The following is a 25781-nucleotide window of genomic DNA, read 5'->3' on the forward strand; positions in this document are numbered from 1 at the left end:
GCATCACCGCCGATAAATGTCCCGCCCCGACAATACGTCATCTGTTGACAATTCAGCGACATCGCGCCGTCGATCACCCGGCGCGGCGCGAACAACAACGCCTGCCGCACCCGAAACGGTGTCAGGGAACCTCTCGGTTCAGTCCCCGGGACGCACGAACGGGAACAGGATCGTCTCCCGGATTCCCAGACCGGTGAGCGCCATCAGCAGCCGGTCGATTCCCATACCCATGCCGCCGCTCGGCGGCATGCCGTATTCCATGGCCCGCAGGAAGTCCTCGTCCAGCACCATCGCCTCGGCATCACCGAGCCTGGCGAATCCGGCCTGCTGCACGAACCTGTCCCGCTGGACAACCGGATCCACCAGTTCCGAATACCCGGTGGCGGTCTCGAAACCGCGGATGTACAGATCCCACTTCTCCGCCAATCCGGGGGTTTCCCGGTGCCCACGGGTCAACGGCGAGGTCTCCGCGGGGTAATCACGGACGAAGGTCGGTTCCACCAGACCCGGCACCACCGTCTCGTCGAACAATTCCTCGGCGAGCTTGCCGGGCCCGTAGTGCGGGGCGACGGGCACGTCCAGACGCTCCGCCAGCCGGCGCAGCGTCTCCATCGGCGTGGTCACGTCGACCTCCTCGCCGACGGCCTCCGACAGCGAGCCGTACATGGTCACTTCCCGCCAGTCACCACCCAGATCGAACGGTGCGCCGTCCGCCAGCGTGACCGTCGTGGAGCCGGCGACGGCGACGGCCGCGTCCTGGATCATGGTCCGGGTCAGCTCGGCGATGCCGTTGTAGTCGCTGTAGGCCTGGTACGCCTCGAGCATCACGAACTCCGGCGAATGGCTGGAATCGGAGCCCTCGTTCCGGAAGTTCCGGTTGATCTCGAAAACCCGCTCGATCCCGCCGACCACGCACCGCTTCAGGTACAGCTCCGGCGCGATCCGCAGGTACACGTCCATGTCCATGGCATTCATGTGCGTCACGAACGGACGGGCGGCGGCTCCACCGTGCAACGCCTGCAGCATCGGCGTTTCGACCTCGAGGAATCCGCGGCCGGTGAGCGTGCGCCGCAGGGACGCGTTGACGGTCGCCCGCTGTTCCACCGTTCTGCGGGCGAGCGGTCGCACGATCAGATCCACATAACGCTGCCGCACCCGGTTTTCCTCGGACAGCGCTTTGTGTGCGACCGGCAAGGGACGCAGGGCCTTCGAGGTGATCTCCCAGGAATCCGCCAGAACGGACAATTCCCCGCGTCGCGACGTGATCACCTCGCCGTGCGCGAAGAGGTGATCACCGAGATCCACATCACTCTTGAACGCCGCCAACGATTCCGCGCCGACCGACGCCAGGGAGATCATCACCTGCAATTCGGCACCGGTGTCACCCGCGCCGCCCTCGCGCAGCGTCACGAAACACAACTTCCCGGAGTTCCGCAGGAAGATCACCCGGCCGGCGATGCCGACCACGATGCCGGTGGCGGTGTCCGGCTCGAGATCCGGGTACCGCTCGCGGAGGGCGGCCAGCGAGTCGGTCCGGGCCACGGTGACCGGGTAGGCCTCGATGCCCGCCTCGAGCAGCCGCTCCCGCTTCTCGTGCCGGACCCGCAGCTGTTCGGGCAGGTCGTCCAGGGCGTCGTCGGGGGTGCTGCCGTCGGGCGGCGCGGTCTCGCTCATGATGCGCCAGCCTATCGGCCGCGCGGCACCGTTCCGGCCGCCTCCGGACCGACCGTCGATCGACACCTGCCGGCCGACCTGGGTGCCCCGGTGCCCGCTGCGGTGAACCGTCGATGTCCGTGGCCGGGACCGTCGCCGACCACCGCCCGATCGCTGCGGCCGCCTGTCGGCAGTGCGGAACGGCAGGGCAGCTGCAGAACGGCGGGACAGGTGCACAACGGCGGGACAGGTGCACAACGGCGGGACAGGTGCAGAAGGGCGGGACAATGGTGGGGTGGATGCACCCGCCCCGACCCTCGACCGGGTCCTGCCGGCCGATGAGTGGCGGGCGGCGGAGTCGGCCCACCGGCGCACTGCCGACGAGCTCACCGCGGGCCACCGCGAGCGCGCGGGCCGAGGCGAGCGACACCCGGTCGAGGACTTCCTCTTCACCTATTACTCGCTGCGGCCGGCGCAGCTCCGTCGCTGGCACCCCGGCGGACGGACCGTCCTGCTCGGCGCCGACGACCGGGCCGACTGGCGCTTCCAGCGAACGGTCCGGACCTCGTCGGGCATCGGCGTCACCGTCGACGTGGACGCCTTCCTCGAGGCCCGCGGGCCGGCCGTGACGTTCACCCTCGAGCTGCTGACCGCCACCGCCGCCGCGACCCCGCACTTCGGCTGCTTCGGGCTGCACGAGTGGGCGATGGTCTACCGGCAGGACGAGGAGCAGGTGCGCCACTCGGCCTGGCCGCTGCGGCTCGGCGCCCGCGGCACCGACGAGGTGGTCGAGTCCCACCGCATCAGGTGCTCGCACCACGACGCCTACCGGTTCTTCACCCCGGAGGCCAGGCCGCGGAACCTGCTCGCGCCCGACGCCGGCAACCGCCCGCAGCTGGAGCAGCCGGGCTGCCTGCACGCGTCGATGGACCTCTACAAGTGGGCCTACAAGCTGCAGCCATGGGTCTCCTCGGACCTGCTGCTGCGCTGCTTCCGCTTCGCCCGGTACATCCGGGAAATCGACATGCGGGCGTCCCCCTACGATCTCGCCCCGCTGGGATACGCGCCGATCCGGATCGAGACCACCGAGGGCCGGGCCGAGTACGTCGCCGAACAGCGGGTCATCGCCGCGCGGGGCTCCGAGCTGCGGGCTGAGCTGATCTCGGTGCTCGAACAGCTCTGACGGCTCCCGGCGACGGCACTGAGCTCGGATCCGGCGAGGAGCGGGTCGGCGACCGAAGGGTCGGGCGCCGTCAGTCCGCGGCGCGGCGGCGCCGCGGACGGTCCTCGCCACCGGGAGTGTTGCCGTAGGCGGCGAGCAGGTCGGCCACCGACACACCCGCGGAGTGCGCGGTCGTTCGCTCGGGCTGCTCGTCCGCGGTGGCCTCCTCGGGCTCCGGGTCCGGATCCGCGACGAACACCAGCGGCACCTCGGGCTCCTCGGCCGCCCGGCGCCGGGACCGGCGACCGCTCCCCAGACCGGCCCACGACTGCGACTGGGGCTCCTCGACCACCGTGACCGGCTCGGGCTCCGGCTCGACCGCCACCAGCTCGGGCTCGACCGTCACCGACTCGGGCTCGGGGACGGACTCGGGCTCGACCGCCACCGGCTCCGGCACGGGCTCGGACACTGCCTCCGGCTCAACAGGCTCCGACCCGATGACCGCAGGCTCCGGTTCGACAGCCGCAGGCTCCGGTTCGACGACCGCAGGCTCGGATTCGCCGACCGCCGGTTCGACGACCGCCGGTTTCGGCTCCACGGTCGGCTCGGGATCGACGTCGAAAGGGCCTTTGATCTCCGGTTCGGCGATCTCCGCCGGCTCGCCCGGGGTTGTGCTCTCCGGCGCTGCGCCAATAGGAGCCGGATCCTGTTCGACAGCAACAAGTTCCGTCGGTCCGGCAACGATCGCCTCGGGTGCGGCGGTGCTCACCGGCGAGGGCTCCACATCGACAATGGGCTCTGCGTCGAGGACGGACTCCGGTTCGACGACGGGCTCCGGCTCGACAACGGGCTGCGCGTCGACGACGGGCTCCGGCTCGACAACGGGCTCCGGCTCGACGACCGCCGGCCAGGGCGCTGCGGCCGCGGGCTTCGCACCCACCGGCTCAGCCGTGACCGGCTCCGCACCCACCGGCTCGGCCGCAGCCGGCTCGGCGACCGGCTCCGCCGCCACCGGCTCCGTACCCACCGGCTCCGCACCCACCGGCTCGGCCGCAGCCGGCTCGGCGACCGGCTCCGCCGCCACCGGCTCCGTACCCACCGGCTCCGCTGCCACCGGCACAGCCGGCTCCGGCACAGACGGCTCCGGCACGACCGGAACAGAAGGCTCCGGCGCGAGCCGCACCCCGGGGGTACCGGGCGGGGGCGGCGGGGTGCGCAGCCCGGCGAGCTCGGTGTCGAAGGTGATGGTGTCGTCCTCACGCCCGGCGGGCCCGGGATCGCCACCGGAAACTCCTGCCGGCACCGGCGGACGCGGCGGCATCGCGAACGGCGGCCGCGGACCCATCGGCCCGCCGGCACCCGGCCCGCCGGCACCCGGTCCGCCGGCCCCGGGACCACCCGGAATTCCGGCACCGACCGGGGCGCCCGGGCCCGGGTTGATGACCTGGATCGGCGCCTGCGGGCGCATGCCGTTGGCGGTGAAGGGCCCCTCGATCGCACCCTGCCGACCGCCGGGCACCTGGCGCGGACGGTTCGGATCACCGATCTGCCGGACCCGGGTCGACTCGGCCGAGAGGGTCAGGCGCTCGAACAGCAGATCGCCGTCGATCAGGCCGGACAGGGTCTGGGTCAACCGCTCCAGCTGTTCGCGCAGGGCGGCGAGCTCCTCCCGGTGCGCCGCGTCGGCGTCCTCCCGGGCGGTCTCCGCCAGTTTGATCTCGTACTCGCGCCGGGCCGAGACCTCGCGCAGCAGCTCGATCTCGTAGGTCCGCTTGCTCTCCTCCTGGCGCAGCTCCGCGGTGCGGGCGTCGCGCCGGGCGCGGGTCAGCGCGAGTGCGGCGAGCAGGGCGGCCCAGAGCGCAGCCAATGCGGCGAGGCGCAGCCAGCGGGCGTCCTCCGAGACCACCACGAGAGCGGTGGCGCCGATGGCGAGGACGAACCCACCGCCCAGCGCGAGCCGCAGCCAGAGCGGGGTGACCGCTCGGGCGCGACGACCGGCGGCTGCACTCATGGGATGAGGTTACAAGGACGGTCCATCAGCCCCGGGGAAGCGCGGCGACGGTGACGACCACCTCAGCGGTCCCGATCGGGCCGCGGCCGCTCCTCCGGCGGCGTGCGGCAGCAGTGCTCCAGGAACAAGGCGCCGCCGATCATCACCAGGGATCCGACGAGACCGATGGCGCCGGTGGCGGTGTCGTCCGCCGCGGCGTCCACCGTCGATGCCTTCGGGACGACGTAGAGCAGCAGCCCGATCCACAGCCCGGCGAGCGCCGCCCCGGCCAGCGACGTGGCCTTGGCCGTCATCATCGCGCGCGCCGCCGTCAGCGGCGGGACCGGCGGCCGCTCGGCGACGCCGCCCTCCCGGCGGGCCCGGATCCGGCTGCGCAGGCCCGCACCCGCGATCGCCTCGGCCACGCCGAGCAGTGCGGGCGCGGCCCCGGCCAGCCGCGGCAGCGGCGGGATCGACGAGTACGCGAGGCTCACCAGCAGGAACCCGGCGATCGCGGCGACCAGGCCGACCGCCAGCAGGTCCCGGGTACGGGTGAACCCGATGCCCTGGTCAGTCGACATGCCCGACCCGGCGGATCCCGGCCAGCTCGGCGTCCGGCATCCGTTCCAGCAGCCCCGCGATCGGCCCGTGCCCGGGCAGCTCGGCGGTCGGGTCGATCTCGGCCCACGGCACCAGGACGAAGGCCCGCTCGTGCGCCCGCGGGTGCGGCAGCACCAGGTCCTCGTCGTCGAAGACGTCCTCGTCGACAACCACGACGTCGGCGTCCAGGGTGCGCGGGCCCCACCGCACCTCGCGGGTGCGGCCGGCCGCGTCCTCCAGCCGGTGGCACAGCGCCAGCCAGCCGCCGGCGTCCAGGGACTCGTCGTCGGCGATCACCACGATGTTGAGGAAGTCGTCCTGCGGCACGGGACCCCACGGCGGCGTCCGGTAGACCGAGGAGACCGCCCGCACCCGCCGGCCCAACGTCCGGACCGCCTCGGACAACCGGGCGGCGGAGTCACCCAGGTTGGAGCCGAGGGACAGCACTGCGGTGCTCACCGGGCACCTCCGGCCGACCCGGCCCCCGCCGACCGGACGGAGCGTCGGATGGTCACGGCGACGTCGGCGAAGGTGAGCGGGATCGGGGCGTCCGGCTTGTGCAGGGTCACCTCGACGGCGTGCACCGGGTAGGTGCTCATCACCGTGTCGGCGATATCCGCGGCCACCGTCTCGATGAGGTCGCGCGGCGGGCCGGCGACGATCCCGGCGGCCAGCTGCGCCAGCTCGCCGTAGTGCACCGTACGGGTCAGGTCGTCGGTCGCGGCCGCGGCGGTCAGGTCCAGCCACAGCGTGACATCGACGACAAACCGCTGCCCGTCCCGCTTCTCGTGCTCGAACACACCGTGGAAACCGTCCACGGCGAGCCCGGTGAGGGTGATCCGGTCAGCCACGGACCGCACCACCCGAGGACGTCCGTTCGCGTCCGATGAGGCCGCGCCACTCACCGGTGGACGGCGCCTCGTCCTGGGCCGGAGCCACGAGCAGGTCCTGCAGGGCCGCGTCCGGGAGCAGCGGCGCGGTCCCGACCGGGAGGCCGGTGTGCCTGCGGGTCGTTCCCCCGTCCGGCGCGGTGGCGGCGAGACGTTCCAGCACGGCGAAGGCGTCCGCGGTCGGGCCCGGTTCGTGCACCCGGACGCCCCACACCCCGGCCTCGGCGGCCACCATCGACACCGCCGCCGTCGCGGCCTCGCGCTCCGCGGGCGGGCGCGGGGTGCCGTCCGCATCGGCGAGCAACTCGCCGAGGAACCGCTTCCGCGAGGCGCCGACCAGCACCGGGAACCCGTGCTCCACCAGCAGCGACAACTCGGCCAGCAGGTCCCAGTTGTGGTCGGCGTTCTTGGCGAAACCCAGCCCCGGGTCGAGGATCAGCGATCGCTCGTCGATGCCGGCGGCCACCGCCACCTCGACCTGGCGCAGCAGTTCGTCGCGCACCTCGCCGACCACGTCGTCGTACACGGCCATCTGCGCCATCACGTCGCTGTGCCCGCGCCAGTGCATGAGGATCCACGGCAGCCGGGCACCGGCCACCACGTCGAGCATCCCGGGATCGGCGAGCCCGCCGGACACGTCGTTGATCAGCCCGACGCCGGCCTCGGCCGCCGCGGCGGCCACGGTCGCGCGGGTGGTGTCGACGGAACACAGGATGCCCTCGGCGGACAGTGCCCGGATCACCGGCACCACCCGGGCGGACTCCTCCGCGGCGTCGACCCGGTGCGCACCCGGTCGGGTGGACTCCCCGCCGACGTCGATGATGTCGGCCCCCTGTGCGGCCAGCGCCCGGCCGCGTGCGACCGCGGCCTCGGTGGTGTCCCACCGGCCGCCGTCGGAGAAGGAATCCGGGGTGACATTGAGGATGCCCATCACCCACGGACGGGTCCCGTACCAGGGCAGGCGCAGCGGACCGTCGCTCATCTGCCCATGATGAGGCTCATCGCCTCCGCACGGGTGCTGGCCTGCGACTGGAAGATGCCGCGCACGGCGGAGGTGGTGGTGGAGGCGCCGGGCTTGCGGATCCCGCGCATCGCCATGCACAGGTGCTCGGCCTCCATCACCACGATCACGCCGGCCGGCTGCAGCCGGCGCACGAGGGCGTCGGCCACCTGCGTGGTCAGCCGCTCCTGCACCTGCGGCCGCTTCGCGTAGCCCTCGACCACCCGGGCCAGCTTGGACAGCCCGGTGATGCGGCCGGAGCGGCCGGGGATGTACCCGACGTGCGCCTTGCCGAAGAACGGCACCAGGTGGTGCTCGCAGGTCGAGTACATCGGGATGTCCTTGACCAGCACGAGTTCCGCGTGGTTCTCGTCGAACACGGTGTCCAGCACGTCGTCCGGGTCGTCGTACAGCCCGGCGAACTGCTCCGCGTAGGCCCGCGCCACCCGGGCCGGCGTGTCCTTCAGACCAGGCCGGTCCGGGTCCTCACCGGCGGCGAGCAGCAGCTCGCGCACGGCGGCCTCCGCCCGGGCCTGGTCGAACACCGGCCGGGCCTCCACCGCCGTCATCGGCGCTGATCACCGGACGGCGGCGGCGCCCAGGGATCCTCGGGGCCGGCCACCGGCGGGTTCGGCGCCGTGCCCGGGTGCTGGTGCCGCCCGGTGGGCGGGACCTGCCCGTCGGCGGCCTGCCCGTGGGGGGCCTGGCCGTTCGGCACCGGGTAGGCACCGGTGCCCTGCACCGACGGCTGCCCACCGGTCGCGGGCCCGAACTGGTGACCGCCCGTCGGCGGACCGAACTGGTGGCCGCCGGTCTGCGGGCCGCCCGGCTGGTACGCGCCGGGCTGGTACCCGCCCTGCGGGTAACCCTGGCCGTTCGGTCCCGGCTGGCCATACTGATTGTTCTGGCCCGGCTGGCCGTGCTGTCCGTTCGGTGCCGGCGGGAAGCCGTTGCCGACCTGCACGCCGTTGCTGCCGTTCTGCCCACCGTTGCCGTTCGGGCCGCCACCGTTCACCGGAGCACCCCCGTTGCCGTTCGGGTAGGTACCGGGCAGCGGGGCCAGCGGACCCGGGAGCACGCCACCGGTCCAGCCGGACTGCTGCCCGTACTGCGGGTACGGCGGACCACCCTGCACACCGGGGACCGGGTAGGACCCGGCGCCCACCGGCACCGGCTGCGGTGCCGGCTGCACGGCCTTGACCAGCTTCGGCGGCTCCGGCGGCGGCCACGGCTCGCCGCGCTCGATGGCCAGCTCGCCCGGGGTCTTGATGGGCGGCCGGTCGCTCGGCGGGCGCGAGCCGTACTCGTCGAAGGTGGTGATCCGCGGCCGCTTCTCGACGGAGGCGAAGATGACCTCGAGGTCCTTGCGCTCCAGCGTCTCCCGCTCCAGCAGCTGCTTGGCGAGCTCGTCCAGCACGTCGCGGTAGTGGTTGAGCACGGCCCAGGCCTCGGTGTGCGCCGCCTCGATGAGTGCCCGCACCTCGCCGTCGATCTCGGCGCCGACCTCGAGCGAGTAGTCGGGGCTGTGACCGTAGGTGCGGCCGAGGAACGGCTCGTCGTCGCCGGAGCCGTACTTCACCGCGCCCAGCTTGGACGACATGCCGTACTCGGTGACCATGGCCCGGGCGATCTTGGTCGCCTGGGCGATGTCGCTCGAGGCACCGGTGGTGGGCTCGGCGAACACCAGCTCCTCGGCAGCGCGGCCGCCCATCGCCATCACCAGCCGGGCGATCATCTCGCTGCGGGTCATCAGGCCCTTGTCGTCCTCGGGCACCACCAGGGCGTGGCCGCCGGTGCGGCCGCGCGGCATGATCGTCACCTTGTAGACCGGCTCCAGCCCCGGCATCGCCCAGGCCGCGAGGGCGTGCCCGCCCTCGTGGTAGGCGGTGATCTTCTTCTCCTTCTCGGAGATGATCTTGCCCTTGCGGGCCGGACCGCCGACGACGCGGTCGACCGACTCCTCGAGCGCCTCGTTGGTGATCAGCGTGCCGTTGGTCCGCGCGGTGAGCAGCGCCGCCTCGTTGATCACGTTGGCCAGGTCCGCGCCCGACATGCCGACGGTGCGCTTCGCCAGCGGCTCCATGTCGACGTCCGGGGCGAAGGGCTTGCCCTTGCCGTGCACCTCGAGGATCGCGCGGCGGCCCTTGAGGTCCGGCGAGCCGACCGGGATCTGCCGGTCGAACCGACCGGGCCGCAGCAATGCCGGGTCCAGGATGTCGGGCCGGTTGGTCGCCGCGATCAGGATGATCCCGCCCTTGGCCTCGAAACCGTCCATCTCCACCAGCAGCTGGTTCAGCGTCTGCTCGCGCTCGTCGTGACCGCCGCCCATGCCGGCACCGCGGTGCCGGCCGACGGCGTCGATCTCGTCGACGAAGATGATGGCCGGTGAGTTGGCCTTGGCCTGCTCGAACAGGTCGCGGACCCGGCTGGCACCGACGCCGACGAACATCTCGACGAAGTCCGAGCCGGAGATCGAGTAGAACGGCACGCCGGCCTCACCGGCGACCGCACGGGCCAGCAGCGTCTTACCGGTACCGGGCGGGCCGTAGAGCAGGACGCCCTTCGGGATCTTGGCGCCGAGGGCCTGGTAGCGGGCCGGGTTCGCCAGGAAGTCACGGATCTCGTCGAGCTCCTCGACGGCCTCGTCGGCACCTGCGACGTCGGTGAACTTCGTCGTCGGCATGTCCTTGGTGAGCAGCTTGGCCTTGCTCTTGCCGAAGGACATGACCTTGTTGCCGCCGCCCTGGGCGTTGTTCATCATCCAGAGCAGGAACAGGATGATCAGGCCGATCGGGATGAGGTAGATCAGCAGCGAGAACAGGGCCGACTCGCTGCTCACCTCGGTGTTGAAGTTCTCCGTCGGCTGCGCCTCCTGGACGGCGACGAAGATGTCGTCGGCGGCGGCGGCCGGGTACTGCGAATAGATCTGCGTGGTGCCGTCGACCTCGGTCTTCAGGACCAGCCGGATCCGCTGCTCCTTGTCGTCGATGACCGCGGAGCCGACGTTCTTCGCATCGAGCTGGGCCAGCGCGACGGAGGTCGGCTCGGCCTTGTACCCACGGGTGTCGTCCGACAGGTAGCTGTACAGCAGATAGGCAGCGAAGATCACGGCCACCCAGAGCAGCGGGGATCGGATCAGGCGCTTACGGTCCATATGGCGTGCGGCCGGCGAGCGGCCTCCACCCTTCCTGTTCGAGCAAGGCGGTGCGGTGCGGTGGACCGTGCCGGACGCAGTACTGCGGCGCGCTGCCTGCCCTGTCCACCCGGTCGGCACCGCCGGATAGCGGCTCCGACCAGTCGATTGAGCGTACCGCGCAGCCGATTGGTTCCCGGTTTCGTCGCCGCAGGCCACGTGCCCCGCGCGAGTTCAGCCCGCGCCCGCGCAAGTTCAGCGCAGGGCGAACACCAAGGGCGCCGTCAGCGGTACATGTGCTCGCCGAGCAGCCCGACGAACGGCAGGTCGCGGTAGCGCTCGGCGAAGTCCAGCCCGTACCCGACGACGAAGTCGGTGGGGATGTCGAAACCGATGTAGCGGACCTCCACCTCGACCTTGACCGCCTCCGGCTTGCGCAGCAGGGCGACCACGTCGATGGCGGCCGGGCCCCGGCTCGCCAGGTTCTTCAGCAACCAGGACAGGGTCAGCCCGGAGTCGATGATGTCCTCGACGATCACGACCCGGCGCCCGGTGATGTCCCGGTCCAGGTCCTTGAGGATGCGGACGACGCCGGACGACGACGTCGCCGAGCCGTAGGAACTGACCGCCATGAACTCGAGCTCGCACGGGATCGGCATGGCCCGGGCGAAGTCGGTGACGAACATCACCGCACCCTTGAGCACGCAGACCAGCAGCGGCGGCTGCTCGGAGTCGTGGTCGGCCGCGACCGCCGCGGCCAGCGCGCGGATCTTCTCCTGCAACGCGTTCTCGGCGATCAGGGTGGCGGCCAGCTCACCGGGGTAGCCGTACCCGGCTCCCGGGTCGACGTCGCCCGGACCGAACCGGACCGCGTCGTCGGAGGTGAGGGTGGTGGTCAGGGTGCCGGGGTCGGCGGGACCGGACACATCTCTCCCGGGGTGCAGGATCGCGGGCGGCCGGGGCCGGTCCCGCGGGACGTACGGCGGACGCGGTCAGCTTTCCATCCGGACGGCCGTGTGGTCCACGCGGGTCACCGGTTCGAGCACCAGCCGCCCGCGCCGGCGCACCGCGTCGACCGCCCCGGGCAGCCGCACCGCCTGTCCGGTACGCCCGTCGGTGACCAACCGGTCCAGCCGGCCCAGCAGGTCCGCGGTCAGCTGCCCCGCTCCCCCGGCACCGGCCCAGCGACGCAGCACCCGGGTGCGGATCGCCCGCGGCCGGTCGGTCAGCGTCGCGAGCAGCAGTCCGCCGTCCACATCGACCGCCGGCACCGCGGCCGCCAGCTCGTCCAGCGCGGCCAGGTCGTCGGCCATCAGGGCGGCGGTACGGCCGAGCGCCGGTCCGACCCCGCCGCCCAGCACGTCCTCCAGCAGCGGCAGCACCTCGCGCCGCAGCCGCACCCGGGTGAACCGCGACTCGCTGTTGTGCGGGTCGTTCCACACCTCGAGTCCCTGCTCGCGGCAGGCATTCTCGGTGTCGGAACGGCGAATCCCCAGCAGCGGACGCCCCCACGGTGTGCGCCAGGCCGACATCCCCGCCACCGACCGGGGTCCCGATCCCCGGGCAAGGCCCAGCAGGACCGTCTCGGCCTGGTCGTCGGCGGTGTGCCCGAGCAGCACCGGCCGGCCACCGGCCGCGGCCACCAGCGCCTCGTACCGGGCCGACCGGGCGGCCGCCTCGAGTCCGCCGTCGGTGCCGACCTGCACGGTCAGCACGTGCACCACCGGCACGCCTCGCTCTCGCAACCGGTCCGCGAGCTCGACCGCGCGGCGGTCCGAGCCGGCCTGCAGCCCGTGGTCGACCGTCGCGACATGCGTGGCGGCTGGCCCGAACTCGGCCAGGCAGCCGGCCACCAGGGCCAGCGAGTCGGCACCCCCGGAGCAGGCCACCAGCACCCCGCCGGCCACCGGCCCGGGGTGCGCGTCGGCGAATGCCCGCACCGCCCGCCGGACCGAGGCGGTGCCGGGTGCAGCCGTCGACACCGGGGTCACCGGCGGACGTCTCAGCCGAGGACCCGGCGGATCCAGGCCGCCGGGTCGGTGGTCTCCTCACGGGTGGGCAGGGTCTCCGGCGACGACCAGACGAGGTTGAACCGGGCCATCCCGACCTCCTCCACCACGGTCGAGACGAAGGCGGCGCCCTTGATGTACTGCGCGAGCTTCATGTCCATCCCGAGCATGGCCCGGATCAGCCGGTCCACCGGGCCGCGGCCCTTGCGGCGGCGCTCGGAGAAGCCCTCGCGGATGCTCGCCACCGACGGCACCACCGACGGCCCGACGGCGTCCATGACGTGGTCGGCGTGCCCCTCGAGCAGGGTCATCAGCGCCATCATCCGGTCGAAGACCACCCGCTGCTCCGGGGTCTGGATCCGCTCGATCCACGACCCGCCCGACCCCAGCGCGCGGGAGGCCCGCCGCAGCATCTCGCCGGCGTCGACGTCCGAGGTCTCGGCGAACTCGGCGGCCAGGCCGCGGAAGTACTCGCGCAGCCAGGGCACCGCGGTGAACTGCAGCCGGTGGGTGCTCTCGTGCAGGCACACCCACATGCGGAAGTCCTCCGGATCGGCCCCGAGTTCCCGTTCCACCTTGACGATGTTCGGTGCCACCAGCAGCAGTCGTCCGGGAGTGCCGTCGGCCTCGACGCCGGCCAGCGGGTCGTACTGGCCGAGCACCCGCCCGGACAGGAACCCGAGCACGGCCCCGAGCTGGGTACCGGCCGCCCCACTGCCCCGCTGCTTCCCGGGCTTCGCCGGCTTGCCGGTGTCACCCGCCTTCTCCGCGAGCTTCTCGGTGAGCTTCTCGGAGAGCCGGGCGGCGAGCGGTTCGGCCAGGATCGCCATGCCCTCTGCGGTCGCCTCCACCCAGTGCCGACGGTCGACCACCAGGGCCTCGCCGATGGGCAGCCCGGTGCCGAGAAGTGTGACCTCGCGGACGATCCGCTCGGCGCGGACGGAGAACTCGCGCAGATCGGCGACCACCTGACGCGCCTCGTCGGGGGTGACCGACGGGCCGGTCGGGGCGAACCGCTGCCCGGCACGGACGGCGGCGGCCCAGTCGATCACGGTGGCGGGCGGGGTCACCGCGGTACCGGTCATCCCGTCACGCTACCGACCGCCGGCCCCGGCGGTCCGGCCCCTGCCCGGTTGCTCGGCGTCAGGTGCAGCCGCAGGACCGCAGCGCGGCGACCACCACGTCCTGGGCGGTGCGCGACGGGGTGCCGGAGGCGCCGTTGGTGTTGAGCGCGAAGACGAGCACGCGGCCGTCCACGTCCGGCACGTAGCCGACGAGGGCGTAGGTGACGTCGACGGTCCCGGTCTTGGCCCGCGCCCAGCCGACGGCGGGCCGGCCGCCTGCGGTCTGGAAGCGCTCGGCCAGCGTCCCGGACACCCCGGCCACCGGCAGGCCGGACAGCATGCCGGCCAGGTTCGGGATGGTGCCGCTGACCGCCAGCTGCATGACCTCGGCCAGCAGGGTCGAGGGCGCCCGGTTCTCGGTGGACAGGCCCGACGCGTCCGCCATCACCAGACCGGTGGTGTCCAGCCCGATGTCGTTGAGGCCCTGGGCGATCGCGGCGACCATGCCGTCGAAGGTGGGCGGCGCCTGTTTGGCGATCGCCACCTCCCGGCCCAGTGCCTCGGCCAGCACGTTGTCGGAGTTGAGCAGCGCCTGCGAGAGCAGGATCGAGACCGGCTGCGACTGCACCTGGCCGAGCACCTGCTCGTCGCCGGTGGCCTGCGCGCCGGGGACCACGTCGATGTCCGGCAGGCCGAGCGCCCGGGCCAGGGCGGTGCCCGCGGTCCGGGCCGGCAGGCCGCTGCGCCGGGACTCCAGGTTGCCCTGGTCCAGCCGGTCGCCGTCGACCATCAGCGGCTGCATGTTGGTGATGAAGCCCTTGCCGACGGTCGGCGTGCCGGTGATGTCCGCGGTCGACCAGCCGTTGGCCAGCTCCGGACCGCTCCAGTAGGTGGTGTCCAGCAGGATCCGCTTGACCTCGTACCCGGACGCCTGCACCTGGGCGGCCAGGTCGGCGACCGTGGGCGCACCCGGGTAGACCCCGGTGACGCCGGCGGGCGCTGCGGACAGTGTGACGTCGCCGCCGCCGACCATGATGATGTCGCCCGGCTCCGGCCCGGCGACCACCTTGGTGGTCAGCCGCTTGCTGGGATCGACCGAGGTCAGCAGGGCCGCACCAGTGAGCAGCTTCAGCGTGGACGCCGGTTGGATCAGGTCGCCCTGGGCCTGCCGCCACAGCGGGTTGCCGGTCGCGCCGTCCAGCACGATGCCCTTGAACTGGCCGAGCGCCGGGTTGGCCAGCGCCGGGGCGAGCCGGGCCGCGACCTTCGCCGCGGTCGGGTTCTTGCCCCGCTGCGCGGTCATCGCCTGCAGTCCCGGCCCGTCGATCTGCACCGGCGGGTCGACCACGCTGGAACCGGTCACCGTCAGCGTCGACGGCCCCGCTGTGCCTCCTCCGGAGGATCGCGGCCAGAACACGACGGCGGCGGCGGCGCCGAGCACGACGACCAGCGTCACCGAGAGGGCGATGATCAGGCCTCGACGGCTGCGTCGACCCCGCGGGGGCGTGCCGTGGTGCATCGGTCGGATCCTTTCCTGGCGTCCGTCCCCGGCGCAGCATGCTCGGGTACGGGTCATGAGCGTCACCTCCGAACGGGCACGGAGGGCGCTGCTCTGCAGACTAGAGTCTCACCCGGGTGGCTCCGGTGAGGTCGGGGCCGGCCCCGGAGCGAGGTGCCGCCACGGTCCGCCCCGGCGGGGGTCAACTCATGACACTGCTGGACAACGACACTGCTGACGGACGACGAGCGGCAACCGCAGCGACGCGAGGAAGGTGACACCGTGGAGTTCGACGTCACGATCGAGATCCCCAAGGGCAGCCGGAACAAGTACGAGGTGGACCACCACTCCGGTCGCATCCGGCTCGACCGGACGCTGTTCACCGCCACGCAGTACCCGGCGGACTACGGCTACATCGACAACACCCTGGGCCAGGACGGCGACCCGCTGGACGCGCTGGTGCTACTGACCGAGCCGACCTTCCCGGGCTGCCTGGTGCTGGCCCGCGCGATCGGCATGTTCCGGATGACCGACGAGAAGGGTCCGGACGACAAGGTCCTCTGCGTCTCTGCGAACGACCCGCGGCAGGCGCACCTGCAGGACATCGGCGACCTCGCCATCTTCGAGCGGCTCGAGATCCAGCACTTCTTCGAGGTCTACAAGGACCTGGAGCCGGGCAAGAGCGTCGAGGGCGCGAACTGGGTGGGCCGCGGCGACGCGGAGACCGAGATCCGCATCTCCTTCGACCGGGAGAAGAAGCGCCTGGCCGCCGAGGCGGAGTCCGGCGCGGCGCACGCGCACTGACCTTCCCGCAGTCGTACGACGAAGGCCCCGACCGATGGTCGGGGCCTTCGTCGTAGTGTCTCGTCCGGCCGCGGGTCTCGTCCGGCCGCGGCCGCGGGGGTCACCAGCGGTTGCCGCGCTGGACCTCCTTGAGCTTCGGACGCACGTCGAGCAGGTAGACCAGGTTGCCGACCAGGGCCGCGAGCCAGAGCAGCGACGGCGGGCCGAACAGGCTGTACGGCTGCAGCGCCCCGAAGACCATGACCACCGCGCAGGCGACCGTGATGCCGACCCACACGCTCTTCGTCTGCTTGTCGGCGGCGGTGAACGCATCGGGGCGGCGGGTGGCCGAATCGGCGGCGGCGAACACCCCGGCCATCGCGCCCAGCACCGCGAGCGTGATCGTGATGGCGTCCATCACGGGCGAGATGAAGAGCTGCACCCCTCCACTGTACGGGGGCGGGGTACCCCGCCCTTGTGTCCGTCGGGTGGTGATCCCGCCGACAGCCCGGTCCCTGCGCGATCACTCGCGCCGGCGGGTGGGCCGGCCGCCGGTGCACCCTCACGTTCCAGCGGGAACGTTCCGGCTGCCCGTCGGGCGATCCGTCCCGGGCACCCGCCTCGCCCCGCCCCGCCTTCACGAAGGCGCCGAGGTCCCGACCGCACACAGGCGGTCGGGACCTCGGCAGCACAGAGTCAGAGCAGATGCAGCACAGGATCAGTTGGTCGGATCGGTGACGGCCGGCTTCGGCCGGGTCGCCCGCGGGGTCTTCGGCGCCGCCGGCTTCGGGGTGGCCTTCGCGGCCGCCCCGGCCTTCGGAGCCGCCTTGGCCGCAGCCGGCTTCGCAGCGGCGGCAGGCCTGGGTGCGGCAGCCGGCTTCGGCGTCGCGGCCGGCTTCGGCGTCACCGTGGTCGCAGCCGGGGCCTTCGCAGCCTTCGGAGCCGCAGCCTTCGGAGCGGCGGCCTTCGGGGTCCGGGGTGCCGCCGGCTTCGGGGCGACCTTCGCTGCCGGCTCGGCCTTCGTCGGCTCGGCGGCCGGCACGACGGTCCCGGGACGCAGATCGCCGGCCCGGGTCTGGGCCCAGATCTTGCCGCCACGCTTGGCGAGGTTGCCGTAGATCATCCCGGCGAGCTGGGCGTACGCGCCCGCGGTCTGCTTCACCGTCTCGGGATCCATCTGCTGGGAGAACTCGGACACCTTGCCCGGCACCTCTGCGGCCTTGTCCTTCAGCCCGGACAGGTGACCCGGGAGGTCGGACAGGAACTCCTGCACCTTCGCCGGGCCGCGGGTCGCCAGGTGCTCGAGACCGGCGGCCACGTCCTGGGCGGCCTTCTGCGCCCGCGCCGGCAGGTCGCCCGCGAGTTCGCGGACATCGGCGGCCACGGCGGCCGGGTCCGGGGTGTCGCCCGAGATCCGCTCGCGCGCGGTGTCGCCGAGTTCCATCAGCCGCTCGGCGGCCATGTCACCGGCGCCGAGCAGCGCCAGCATCGGGCGGGGCAGCTCCGGGAACCGGGCCGCGAGCTGGTCGACGAACCCTTCGGATGCGTGGCGGACATCGCTCAACAGCGACATGGTCGTCTCCTTCTTCTCGTACGGATCTGTGTGTGGTTCTCGGTGGTGTCTCTGGGGTGATGCGTCGTGTTGCACGTGGTGCGGGTCCGCGCCGGGGACCGGACCGCTGCGGCGGACCTCCCGCCGATCAGCCGGCCCGTTCGGTCGGCTCCGCGCTGTCGGTCGGCCGCCGGAGGTCGGTCGGCACCTCGTCGTCGGAGGATCCGGGCACCGACGGGATCCGGTGGTCGGGCAAGTCCGCACCCTCCTCCGCGAGGTCCTTGACCCCGCCCGCGATCAGCGGTTCACCGACCCCCGGGTCGGCCACCGGGTCGGTTGCTGCGACCGCAGCCTCGGCCACCGCCTGCGCGCGGAGCGCCCGGTACACCTCCAGCAGCGAGGCCTTCTGCCGCTCGGAGAGCACCTCGTCGGCCCGGATCGCAGCTTCCACCCCACCGGCGGGATCACCGGGTGCATCGAGCACGCCGGCCTTGGCCAGGAGGGACTCGACGGAGATGGACAGCCCGCGCGCGATCTGCGCCAGGATGTCCGCGCTCGGGCGGCGCAACCCGCGCTCCACCTGGGAGAGGTACGGGTTGGACACCCCGGCCTTGACGGCCAGCGCCCGCAGGGAGATCTGCGCGCTGGTCCGCTGGTCCCGGATGAACGTTCCCAGATCGTTCAGCGGCGACAGCACGGGTCCGAGATCCATCCGCTGCCACCTCCCGATCCGTCGACGTCATCTGTCGCTGTCGAGGGTAGGCAGGAATGCTTGCTCCTGCAAGCAGACTTGCTAGCACTCACCCGATCGGGAGCGCGTCTCCGATCGCCGGCGCGGCTGGATGGTCGTACGAGACCACCATCCGGTCAGGGCCGACCGGATCGCCGGACAACGACCGCTGCTCACGGTCCAGCCGATGACCCTCGAGCCACCACCCACGATCGCCCGGCAGGAGCCGCCGCAGCGTGGACTCCTTCACCTGCAACTGCACCGTGAGGTCCGCATCCGGCACCACCCGGCCGAGGAACGCGCCGGCCAGCACCAGCACCGCGGTCGGTGCGACATCCACGGCCGCTTCACGAAAGGCCCTGTCCGCCAGGGCATCCCAGTTCCGCACCCGGATCGGCCGACCCTCCCGGAGCGGCACGAGCAGCTCCCGGTCCAGCGCACCGACATCGACCCACGCATCCAGCAGCGAGTCGACGTCCTCGTGGCCGTACTCCAGGCGCACCGACGCCGGGCGCCACCAGTCGGACAGATCGGCCCGGATCACCTGCCGACCACCCGCCCTCACCGCCTCCGCGACCCGGTCCGCCAACTCCCCCGCCCCGATCGCCGGATCCCCGTCGATCCCGACAACCACAGACCTCCCGGTCGCGACCCGGTCCGCGATCGCCCTGGCCAGTCGGTCCGGGGACACAGGGGTGAAGCGCATGCCCCCAGCCTGCCCCACGCCGAGCGCGCACCGGGTCGCCACTGCCGCCGGACCCCGGGCGACCTGCACGGGAACAGCCATCTGCCCCGTCCGTCCCGCCCACGGCCGCAGCTGTCGAAGACTCCTCGGAGAATCTGAAAGAAAACTCTTGAAAGCTCTCTTTCGAGAGAGTAGTTTCAGATCCATGGACGACAGGACCACCCCCGACACCACCGATGCACACGGCTGGCCCGACCGGGCCCGGCGCATCGGGGACCCGGAGACCCTGCGGGCCTACGCCCACCCGCTGCGGGTGCGCCTGATGTCGGTCCTGGCGGTCCACGGCCCGATGACGGCGACCCAGGCGGCGCAGCTGGTGGACGACAGCCCGTCGAACTGCTCGTTCCACCTGCGCAAGCTCGCCGCCGCCGGCCTCATCGAGGAAGCTCCGGGTCCGGACGCCCGCTCCCGGGTGTGGCGGAAGACGACCTGGGGCGTGCGGTTCGAGCCGGACGGCACGGCGGAGTCGATGGCCGCACTGGCCACCGCCTCCCAGGTCCTGCACCAGGACCGCCTCACCCAGCTCGCCCGCTGGATGGAGCAGGCCCCGGACGCGCCGGAGGAGTGGCAGGAGGCCGGGTTCGACAACGCGGTCACCCTGTCCGCGACGCCGGCCGAGCTCACCGAGCTGAGCCGGCGGATCACCGAGCTGGTCCGCCCGCTGGTCGCCGTGGACCGCAAGGACTCCGATCCGGACCGCCGGCCGATCACCATGTCCTACTTCGCTTTTCCCCACCTCGAGCCGGGTCCGGGCAACTCCGACCCCGGCCCGTCCGAGCACTGAGACCTACCGGCGCTCCCCAGCAGCACCGGACCACCAGTACCCACCCAGCACCCACCCAGCACCCACCCCAGCGCCGAGACCCGAAGGAGCACATCATGTCCCACCCCGTCGATCCCGACACGTTCCTGCGGCACCACCGCGAGGAGAACCGCCGCCGGCAGGACGACTCCCGCCGCAGCACCGAGCGCCGGAACGCCCGGCTGCGCCGGTCCACCCCGCGGTCCTTCTGACATCTCCGGACGGGAATCCGTTGCAGTCAGCGGGTTCCCGCCCGGCACCGACTCAGATCCACCTGCTCACAGCAGCCACTGCGCCAGTGTGTAGATGACCAGACCGGCCAGTGCGCCGACCACGGTGCCGTTGATCCGGATGAACTGCAGATCCCGCCCCACCTGGAGCTCGATCCGCTGGCTGGTCGCCTCCCCGTCCCACCGGGCGATGGTCTCGTCGATGATCCCGGTGATCGACCGGGCGTGGTGCCGGGCCAGGTAGCCGGCGGCGTCCGCCACCCAATTGTCGATCTTGGCCGCGAGATCCGGATCGGTCTGCATCCGGCGGCCCAGCGACCGCAGCGCCTGGGTGAGCGAGACCCGCAGGTCCGACTCCGGGTCCTCGGCGGCAGCCAGCACCGCCTTCTTCACCGACTCCCAGGCGGAACCGGCCAGCGACCGGACCGAGGCGTTCGCCAGGATCCGCTCCTTGATCCGTTCCGCCTTGGCGATGGTGTCCGGGTCGGTCTGCAGGTCCTGCGCGAACTGCGCCAGGAACCGGTCCACCGCGGCCCGCAGCGGATGCTCCGGGTCGTACCGGACCGCGCGGGCGAACGACTCCACCTCCCGGTAGACCCGCTCGGCGAGCTTGTCGTCGAGGAACTTCGGGGTCCAGACCGGCGCCCGCTCGGTGACGACACCGATGATGACGGCAGGATTGTCGTCGATCCACTGATGCGCCTTCTCGATCACCACGTCCACCAGCCGGTGGTGATCGCCCTTCGCCACCACATCCGCGCCGATCCGGCCGATCAGCGGCCCGACCTTGACCTCGTCCAGCCGGCGCAGCGCCATCGACTCGAGCAGCGCGGCGATCTGGTCGTCCCGGAGCACCGTGGTGACCCCGCGGGCCAGCCCCGCCAACTCGGCGGTGATCCGTTCCGCGCCGGTGTCCGCGAGGAACCCGCCGACCCGGGAGGCGAGCGAGAACCGGGCCAGTTTCTCCCGCACCACCTCTTCGGACAGGAAGTTGGTGGCCACGAACTCGGACAGCGCGGAGCCGATGGCGTCCTTGCGCTTGGGGATGATCGCGGTGTGCGGGATCGGCAGCCTGAGCGGGTGCCGGAACAGTGCCGTCACCGCGAACCAGTCGGCCAGCGCGCCGACCATGCCCGCCTCCGCCGCAGCGCGGACGTAGCCGGCCCATGGGTGCTGCGGCTCCAGCAGGTGGGCGATCACGAAGATCACCGCCATGAGCAGCAGCAGACCGGCCGCGATCAGCTTCATCCGGCGCAGCCGGACCCGCCGTTCCACATCTGCCGGGGAGGTCCCGGGTGGAGGTGCGCCCGGGCGGGTCGTGGAGATGCTCATCCCGCCATCCTCCCCGCCACGGGTGCGGACACCATCGGGGTAGGTCCCGGTTCGGCGTGGCGCGGCTCGGGGTAGGAATGTCGGCATGAGCCTCGTCCCCCGGCTGCGGCCGTTCACCACGACGATCTTCGCCGAGATGTCCGCGCTCGCCGTCCGCACCGGGTCGATCAACCTGGGCCAGGGTTTTCCGGACTCCGACGGCCCGGCGGGGATGCTGCAGGTGGCGAAGTCCGCCATCGACGACGGCGTGAACCAGTACCCACCGGGCCCGGGCATCCCCGCGCTGCGGTCGGCCATCGCCGCCGCCCGGCTGCGCGACCGCGGCCAGACCTTCGACCCGGACACCGAGGTGCTGGTCACCGTCGGCGCCACCGAGGCCATCGCCTCCGCCGTCCTCGCGCTGGTCGACGCCGGCGACGAGGTGCTGCTCATCGAGCCGTACTACGACTCCTACCCGGCGGTGGTCGCGATGGCAGGTGGCCGGCACGTCTCGGTCAAGCTGCGTCCGGACGCCGCCGGCCGGTTCGGACTGGATCCGGCCGACCTCCGCGCCGCGGTCACCGACCGGACCCGGATGATCCTGATCAACAGCCCGCACAACCCCACCGGCACCGTGTTCACCCGCGAGGAACTCGAGGGGATCGCCGCGGTCGCCGTCGAGCACGACCTGGTCGTCGTCGCCGACGAGGTCTACGAGTACCTGACGTTCGACGACGTCCTGCACGTGCCGATCGCCACCCTCCCCGGCATGGCCGAGCGGACGCTCACCGTGTCCAGCGCCGGCAAGACATTCAACGTCACCGGCTGGAAGATCGGCTGGGTGTGCGGTCCGGCCGGGCTGGTCGCGGCGGTCCGGGCGGCGAAGCAGTTCCTCACCTTCGTCGGCGGGGCTCCGTTCCAACCGGCCGTCGCCCACGCCCTGGAGCACGAGATGGGCTGGGTGGACGGCATGCGGAAGGACCTGCAGGGCAAGCGGGACCGGCTGTGCGCCGGCCTGGCGGCCGCCGGGTTCCCGGTGTCGAAGCCGGCCGGCACCTACTTCGTGGTGATCGACATCCGCGGCGGAGCAGGCGATCCGGGGCGCTGGAAGGACGGCCTGCAGTTCTGCCTGGAGCTGCCGGAACGGGCCGGCGTGGTCGCAGTGCCGCAGCAGGTGTTTCACGACGATCCCGCCGACGGCGCGCCGTTCGTGCGCTTCGCCTTCTGCAAGCAGGACGCCGTGATCGACGAGGCCGTGTCCCGACTGACGGCGATGGGAGCCTGAAATGACCGACACCGACGACCGCATCCGGCAGCTCCTCGACCGGGCACCGGTGCTGGACGGGCACAACGACATCGCCTGGGCGCTGCGCAACCAGGTCGCCTACGACCTGGACCGGCGCGACATCGCCGTGCTGCAGCCGGATCTGCACACCGACATCCCGCGACTCCGGTCCGGCGGGGTGGGTGCGCAGTTCTTCTCGGTGTTCGTCCCCGGGACGCTGGATCCGGGCGCCGCGGTGATCGCGACCCTCGAGCAGATCGACTGCGTGCAGCGGATCATCGAGCGGTACCCGGCCGCCTTCGCGGTCGCCTCCACCGCCGCCGAGGTGCGGGCGGTCATCCGCTCCGGCCGGATCGCGGCTCTGATGGGCGCCGAGGGCGGACACAGCATCGGCGGGTCGATCGGTGTGCTGCGGGTGCTGCGTTCCCTGGGCGTCGGGTACATGACACTGACCCACAACCAGAACGTCGGCTGGGCCGACGCGGCGACGGACGTGCCCGACTGCGGCGGGCTCTCCGACCTGGGCCGGGAGATCGTCGCCGAGATGAACCGGATCAACATGCTGGTCGACCTGTCGCACGTGGCGGTATCGACGATGCATGCGGCGCTGGATGTCTCGCGGGCACCAGTGATCTTCTCCCACTCCTCCTGCCGAGCGCTGACCGACCACGTGCGGGACGTGCCGGACGAGGTGCTGGCGCGGCTGGCGACCAACGGCGGCGTGCAGATGATCACCTTCGTGCCGGCCTTCGTGAACCAGGCCTGCGCCGACCACGACCGGGCCGAGGACGAGTTCCGCGACTCCCTCGGGATCGCCGATCATCCGGTGCACGGCGCATCCGCGCCCGACCCGGAGGCGACCGCGGCCCTGGATGCCTGGCGCGCCGAGCACCCGGCGCCGCGCGCCACCCTCGCCGACGTGGCCGACCACGTCGAGCACGCCCGGGAGCGCGCCGGGGTGCTGCACATCGGGCTGGGCGGCGACTACGACGGCACCGGCGACCTGCCCGACGGCCTCGGCGACGTCTCCCGCTACCCCGCCCTGCTCGCCGAGCTCGCCGACAGGGGCTGGTCCGACAACGATCTCGCCGCCCTCACCTCCGGCAACATCCTGCGCGTGATGGAGGCCGCCGAACACACCGCCACCACCCCCTGACCCCGCCCGGCGCGAGGATCAACTTCCACGACGCGTACGAAAGTGGCTCCGATGGTACGGATGTGACACCAGTCGACAACTTCGCACGCGCAGCCTCAGCTGAGCCTGGCACCGGGCCGAGCGGTTCGACGGGGAGCCCGCGGGCTGCTCGTTCCGGACCCGGGCCGGGGTCGAAACGCCGACGACGGGGAACTGCACCGCCATGCGGACCTCCGAGACGGACCATCCGACCGACGCGGGCCACCTGACGACCAGGCATCACACGGTGCGGGTCGGCGGCAACGACATCTTCGTCCGCGAGGCGGGCCGGGCCGACGCACCGGTCCTGCTCGCGCCGCACGGGTATCCCTGCTCGTCGTACGAGTTCCGGAACCTGCTGCCGGCGCTGGCGGATCGATGGCGGGTGATCGCGCCCGACCTGCCCGGATTCGGGTACAGCGGGGATCCGGCTCCGGAGGACTTCACCTTCGACGCCTACGGACGGTTCCTCGGTGCCTTCTGCCGAACGCTGCAGCTCGACCGCTACGCCATCTACCTGCACGACTACGGATCACAGTTCGGCCTGCGCCTGGCGATGGCGGACCCGGAGCGGGTCACCGGGCTGATCATCGCCAACGGCGACATCTACGAGGATGTACTCGGTCCGAAATATGCGGCACTGAAGGAGTTCTGGGCGGATCCGACCGATGAGGGGCGGGCGCAGCTGGCCTCGAACGTCACCGAGGAGGGCTTCCGTGACGAGTTCGTCGGCGACCTGCCCGGGCGTCTCGCCGAGCGCGTCCCACCGGATCTCTGGCGACTGCACTGGTTGCTGATGGACGCACCGACCCGACGCGCCGGCATGGTGCACCTGTTCGAGGACCAGCGCCACACACTGGCCGACTTCCCGTGCCAGCAGGCGTATCTCCGCGAGCACCGCCCGCCTGCGCTGATCCTGTGGGGTCCGCACGACGGCTACATGCCCGAGGAGTCCGGCCGCGCCTACCTGCGCGACCTCCCCGACGCCGAGCTGCACGTCCTGGACGCCGGCCACTGGGCGCTGGAGACCTCATTGCCGGTGATGGTCCCGCTGATCCGCGACTTCCTCACCCGCCTCCCCTGACCAGCCCCTGACCCCGCCCAGCGCAAGGATCAACTTCCACGACGCGTGCGAAAGTGCCTCCGATGATACGGATGTGACAGCAAGCGACAACTTCGTACGCGCGGGTACCAGTTGAACCTCGCACCGGCGGCGCCGGACACACAGGGACGGGTCAGCGGGCGAGGACGGCGGTGGTGGTCATCCGGAGTTCCTGACCGGCCTCGTCCAGCGCCACGCTGATCTCGCCGTACTCCCCCAGGTCACCGAGATGCGTGCCACCACAGAGGATGCGAGCCGTGCCTTCCGGCAATTCGCAGACCCAGGTACGGCGGGCGGTGAACCCCGGCCCTTCGGTCTCCACCCGCACCGACCCGCCGCCGGAAATCCAGCGACGCAGCGTGTCGTTCACCGCTCCCTGGACCGCACCGAGGTCCAGCATCGCGGACTCGGCCTCGAAACCGCTCTTGCGCAAGGACTTCCCCAGCCGGTACACGTCCTCCGAGCCGAACGGCCGGATCTCCGAGCGCACGATGGCCGCCCGGTCGAAGTCGGGGGCTCCCAGACCGTCGACCGCGACCTCCTTGCGCCAGAAGCCGGCGAGCGCACCGTTCAACGCCAGGGAGGCGAGGTGGCAAGCGGTGTGCCCGGCCGACAGCGCATGCCGGTACGTCTCGTCGACCTCCAGGCCGACCTCGGCGCCGACCATTGGCGGCTCCCGATCGGCGGCCAGCAGATGGACCACGACGAAGGTCCAGCCCTCGGCACCGCGGCGCACCGGCACATCAGCACCGACGAACAGCTCGCCCTCGCGTTCGGCACCGATCACACAGTCCAGCACCGGCCACGGCACGCCGTCCGACACCAGCACCCCGCGATCCGCGCCCTGATCCGGCCAGCCCGGGTCCACCGGGTGGAAACACGTACGGTCGGTGACCACCGCGACCCGGTCCGGCCCGATGGGTTGCACTGCCAGCACCGTCGCCCGGCTCCGGGTGCTCCCCGACGGGAACTCGACGATGGTCTCGGTGACGGCCGGCGGCATGGGCACCATCTGACCACGCGTCGGCGCCCACGCACGTCAGGCGCCGGTGGACGGCACGGTCCGGG

25 protein-coding genes are annotated in these 25781 nt (G+C 72.1%); 7 read left to right on the forward strand and 18 right to left on the reverse strand.

Annotated elements, in window-relative coordinates; all coding sequences use genetic code 11:
• Nucleotides 1-138 precede the first annotated feature (138 nt).
• Complete coding sequence (gene lysS, locus GIS00_RS11290; RefSeq protein ID WP_154768533.1) at nt 139-1674, reverse strand: lysine--tRNA ligase; 1536 nt, start codon at nt 1672-1674, stop codon at nt 139-141.
• 274 nt (nt 1675-1948) lie between these two features.
• On the opposite strand from lysS, the gene GIS00_RS11295 reads away from it, so the two are divergent.
• Complete coding sequence (locus GIS00_RS11295; protein WP_322097859.1) at nt 1949-2836, forward strand: 3-methyladenine DNA glycosylase; 888 nt, start codon at nt 1949-1951, stop codon at nt 2834-2836.
• A gap of 70 nt (nt 2837-2906) precedes the next feature.
• Here GIS00_RS11295 and GIS00_RS11300 read toward each other — a convergent pair whose 3' ends face one another.
• The 11 genes from GIS00_RS11300 to dacB form a co-directional block, all read right to left on the reverse strand.
• A complete protein-coding gene (locus GIS00_RS11300; protein ID WP_154768534.1) occupies nt 2907-4826 on the reverse strand; it encodes a DUF6779 domain-containing protein in 1920 nt (639 codons plus the stop codon).
• Nucleotides 4827-4888: 62 nt separating this feature from the next.
• Nucleotides 4889-5386, reverse strand: coding sequence for a DUF3180 domain-containing protein (locus GIS00_RS11305; RefSeq protein WP_154768535.1), 498 nt, complete (start codon nt 5384-5386; stop codon nt 4889-4891).
• Nucleotides 5376-5864, reverse strand: coding sequence for a 2-amino-4-hydroxy-6-hydroxymethyldihydropteridine diphosphokinase (gene folK / locus GIS00_RS11310; RefSeq protein ID WP_322097860.1), 489 nt, complete (start codon nt 5862-5864; stop codon nt 5376-5378). The genes GIS00_RS11305 and folK overlap by 11 nt, the downstream gene beginning before the upstream one ends.
• Complete coding sequence (folB, locus tag GIS00_RS11315) at nt 5861-6256, reverse strand: dihydroneopterin aldolase (RefSeq protein WP_322097861.1); 396 nt, start codon at nt 6254-6256, stop codon at nt 5861-5863. The genes folK and folB overlap by 4 nt, the downstream gene beginning before the upstream one ends.
• The gene (gene folP / locus GIS00_RS11320) at nt 6249-7277 is read right to left on the reverse strand and encodes a dihydropteroate synthase (RefSeq protein WP_230313451.1); all 1029 of its coding nucleotides are present in this window, start codon (nt 7275-7277) and stop codon (nt 6249-6251) included. The genes folB and folP overlap by 8 nt, the downstream gene beginning before the upstream one ends.
• On the reverse strand, nt 7274-7864 hold the full coding sequence (gene folE / locus GIS00_RS11325; protein WP_154768536.1) for a GTP cyclohydrolase I FolE: 591 nt from the start codon (nt 7862-7864) through the stop codon (nt 7274-7276). Before folE ends, folP begins: the two co-directional genes overlap by 4 nt.
• Nucleotides 7861-10449 carry an ATP-dependent zinc metalloprotease FtsH gene (gene ftsH, locus GIS00_RS11330; protein WP_154768537.1) on the reverse strand — a complete coding sequence of 863 codons (2589 nt, stop codon included), beginning with the start codon at nt 10447-10449 and terminating at the stop codon, nt 7861-7863. The genes folE and ftsH overlap by 4 nt, the downstream gene beginning before the upstream one ends.
• A gap of 263 nt (nt 10450-10712) precedes the next feature.
• Nucleotides 10713-11240, reverse strand: coding sequence for a hypoxanthine phosphoribosyltransferase (hpt, locus tag GIS00_RS11335; RefSeq protein WP_407666851.1), 528 nt, complete (start codon nt 11238-11240; stop codon nt 10713-10715).
• 180 nt (nt 11241-11420) lie between these two features.
• Nucleotides 11421-12410 (reverse strand): tRNA lysidine(34) synthetase TilS, encoded by a 990-nt coding sequence (tilS, locus tag GIS00_RS11340; protein WP_322097863.1) that lies wholly within the window; start codon nt 12408-12410, stop codon nt 11421-11423.
• Between the two features lie 20 nt (nt 12411-12430).
• Nucleotides 12431-13522: a zinc-dependent metalloprotease gene (locus tag GIS00_RS11345; protein WP_154768539.1), complete on the reverse strand. Its 1092-nt coding sequence runs from the start codon at nt 13520-13522 to the stop codon at nt 12431-12433.
• Between the two features lie 58 nt (nt 13523-13580).
• Entirely contained in the window at nt 13581-15020 is a 1440-nt protein-coding gene (gene dacB / locus GIS00_RS11350) for a D-alanyl-D-alanine carboxypeptidase/D-alanyl-D-alanine endopeptidase (protein WP_196073229.1), read from the reverse strand.
• 261 nt (nt 15021-15281) lie between these two features.
• Between dacB and GIS00_RS11355 the strand changes: the two genes are divergently transcribed.
• Nucleotides 15282-15803: an inorganic diphosphatase gene (locus GIS00_RS11355; protein ID WP_322097864.1), complete on the forward strand. Its 522-nt coding sequence runs from the start codon at nt 15282-15284 to the stop codon at nt 15801-15803.
• A 100-nt stretch (nt 15804-15903) separates the two neighbouring features.
• Here GIS00_RS11355 and GIS00_RS11360 read toward each other — a convergent pair whose 3' ends face one another.
• The 4 genes from GIS00_RS11360 to GIS00_RS11375 all read right to left on the reverse strand — a co-directional run bounded on the left by GIS00_RS11360 (nt 15904) and on the right by GIS00_RS11375 (nt 18770).
• On the reverse strand, nt 15904-16224 hold the full coding sequence (locus GIS00_RS11360; protein ID WP_322097865.1) for a DUF2516 family protein: 321 nt from the start codon (nt 16222-16224) through the stop codon (nt 15904-15906).
• 276 nt (nt 16225-16500) lie between these two features.
• Nucleotides 16501-17355: a hypothetical protein gene (locus tag GIS00_RS11365; RefSeq protein ID WP_154768542.1), complete on the reverse strand. Its 855-nt coding sequence runs from the start codon at nt 17353-17355 to the stop codon at nt 16501-16503.
• A 127-nt stretch (nt 17356-17482) separates the two neighbouring features.
• Nucleotides 17483-18046 carry a helix-turn-helix domain-containing protein gene (locus GIS00_RS11370; protein ID WP_154768543.1) on the reverse strand — a complete coding sequence of 188 codons (564 nt, stop codon included), beginning with the start codon at nt 18044-18046 and terminating at the stop codon, nt 17483-17485.
• Nucleotides 18047-18134: 88 nt separating this feature from the next.
• A complete protein-coding gene (locus GIS00_RS11375) occupies nt 18135-18770 on the reverse strand; it encodes a nucleoside/nucleotide kinase family protein (RefSeq protein WP_154768544.1) in 636 nt (211 codons plus the stop codon).
• Between the two features lie 184 nt (nt 18771-18954).
• Between GIS00_RS11375 and GIS00_RS11380 the strand changes: the two genes are divergently transcribed.
• Both GIS00_RS11380 and GIS00_RS28390 read left to right on the forward strand, forming a co-directional pair.
• Nucleotides 18955-19593, forward strand: a complete 639-nt coding sequence (locus tag GIS00_RS11380) for a helix-turn-helix domain-containing protein (protein ID WP_196073230.1) — start codon at nt 18955-18957, stop codon at nt 19591-19593.
• Between the two features lie 95 nt (nt 19594-19688).
• Nucleotides 19689-19823 carry a hypothetical protein gene (locus tag GIS00_RS28390; protein ID WP_255454972.1) on the forward strand — a complete coding sequence of 45 codons (135 nt, stop codon included), beginning with the start codon at nt 19689-19691 and terminating at the stop codon, nt 19821-19823.
• A gap of 66 nt (nt 19824-19889) precedes the next feature.
• Here GIS00_RS28390 and GIS00_RS11385 read toward each other — a convergent pair whose 3' ends face one another.
• Complete coding sequence (locus GIS00_RS11385; protein ID WP_154768546.1) at nt 19890-21173, reverse strand: DUF445 domain-containing protein; 1284 nt, start codon at nt 21171-21173, stop codon at nt 19890-19892.
• 85 nt (nt 21174-21258) lie between these two features.
• Here GIS00_RS11385 and GIS00_RS11390 point away from each other — a divergent pair, with 85 nt between their 5' ends.
• The 3 genes from GIS00_RS11390 (at nt 21259) to GIS00_RS11400 (ending at nt 24695) form a co-directional block, all read left to right on the forward strand.
• The gene (locus GIS00_RS11390) at nt 21259-22437 is read left to right on the forward strand and encodes a pyridoxal phosphate-dependent aminotransferase (protein ID WP_154768547.1); all 1179 of its coding nucleotides are present in this window, start codon (nt 21259-21261) and stop codon (nt 22435-22437) included.
• 1 nt (nt 22438) lies between these two features.
• Nucleotides 22439-23593, forward strand: coding sequence for a dipeptidase (locus GIS00_RS11395; protein WP_154768548.1), 1155 nt, complete (start codon nt 22439-22441; stop codon nt 23591-23593).
• 202 nt (nt 23594-23795) lie between these two features.
• On the forward strand, nt 23796-24695 hold the full coding sequence (locus tag GIS00_RS11400; RefSeq protein WP_154768549.1) for an alpha/beta fold hydrolase: 900 nt from the start codon (nt 23796-23798) through the stop codon (nt 24693-24695).
• Nucleotides 24696-24846: 151 nt separating this feature from the next.
• Here GIS00_RS11400 and GIS00_RS11405 read toward each other — a convergent pair whose 3' ends face one another.
• On the reverse strand, nt 24847-25725 hold the full coding sequence (locus GIS00_RS11405; RefSeq protein ID WP_154768550.1) for an alanyl-tRNA editing protein: 879 nt from the start codon (nt 25723-25725) through the stop codon (nt 24847-24849).
• Nucleotides 25726-25781 lie beyond the last annotated feature (56 nt).

The organism is Nakamurella alba (genome assembly GCF_009707545.1).
Taxonomy (GTDB): Bacteria; Actinomycetota; Actinomycetes; order Mycobacteriales; family Nakamurellaceae; genus Nakamurella; species Nakamurella alba.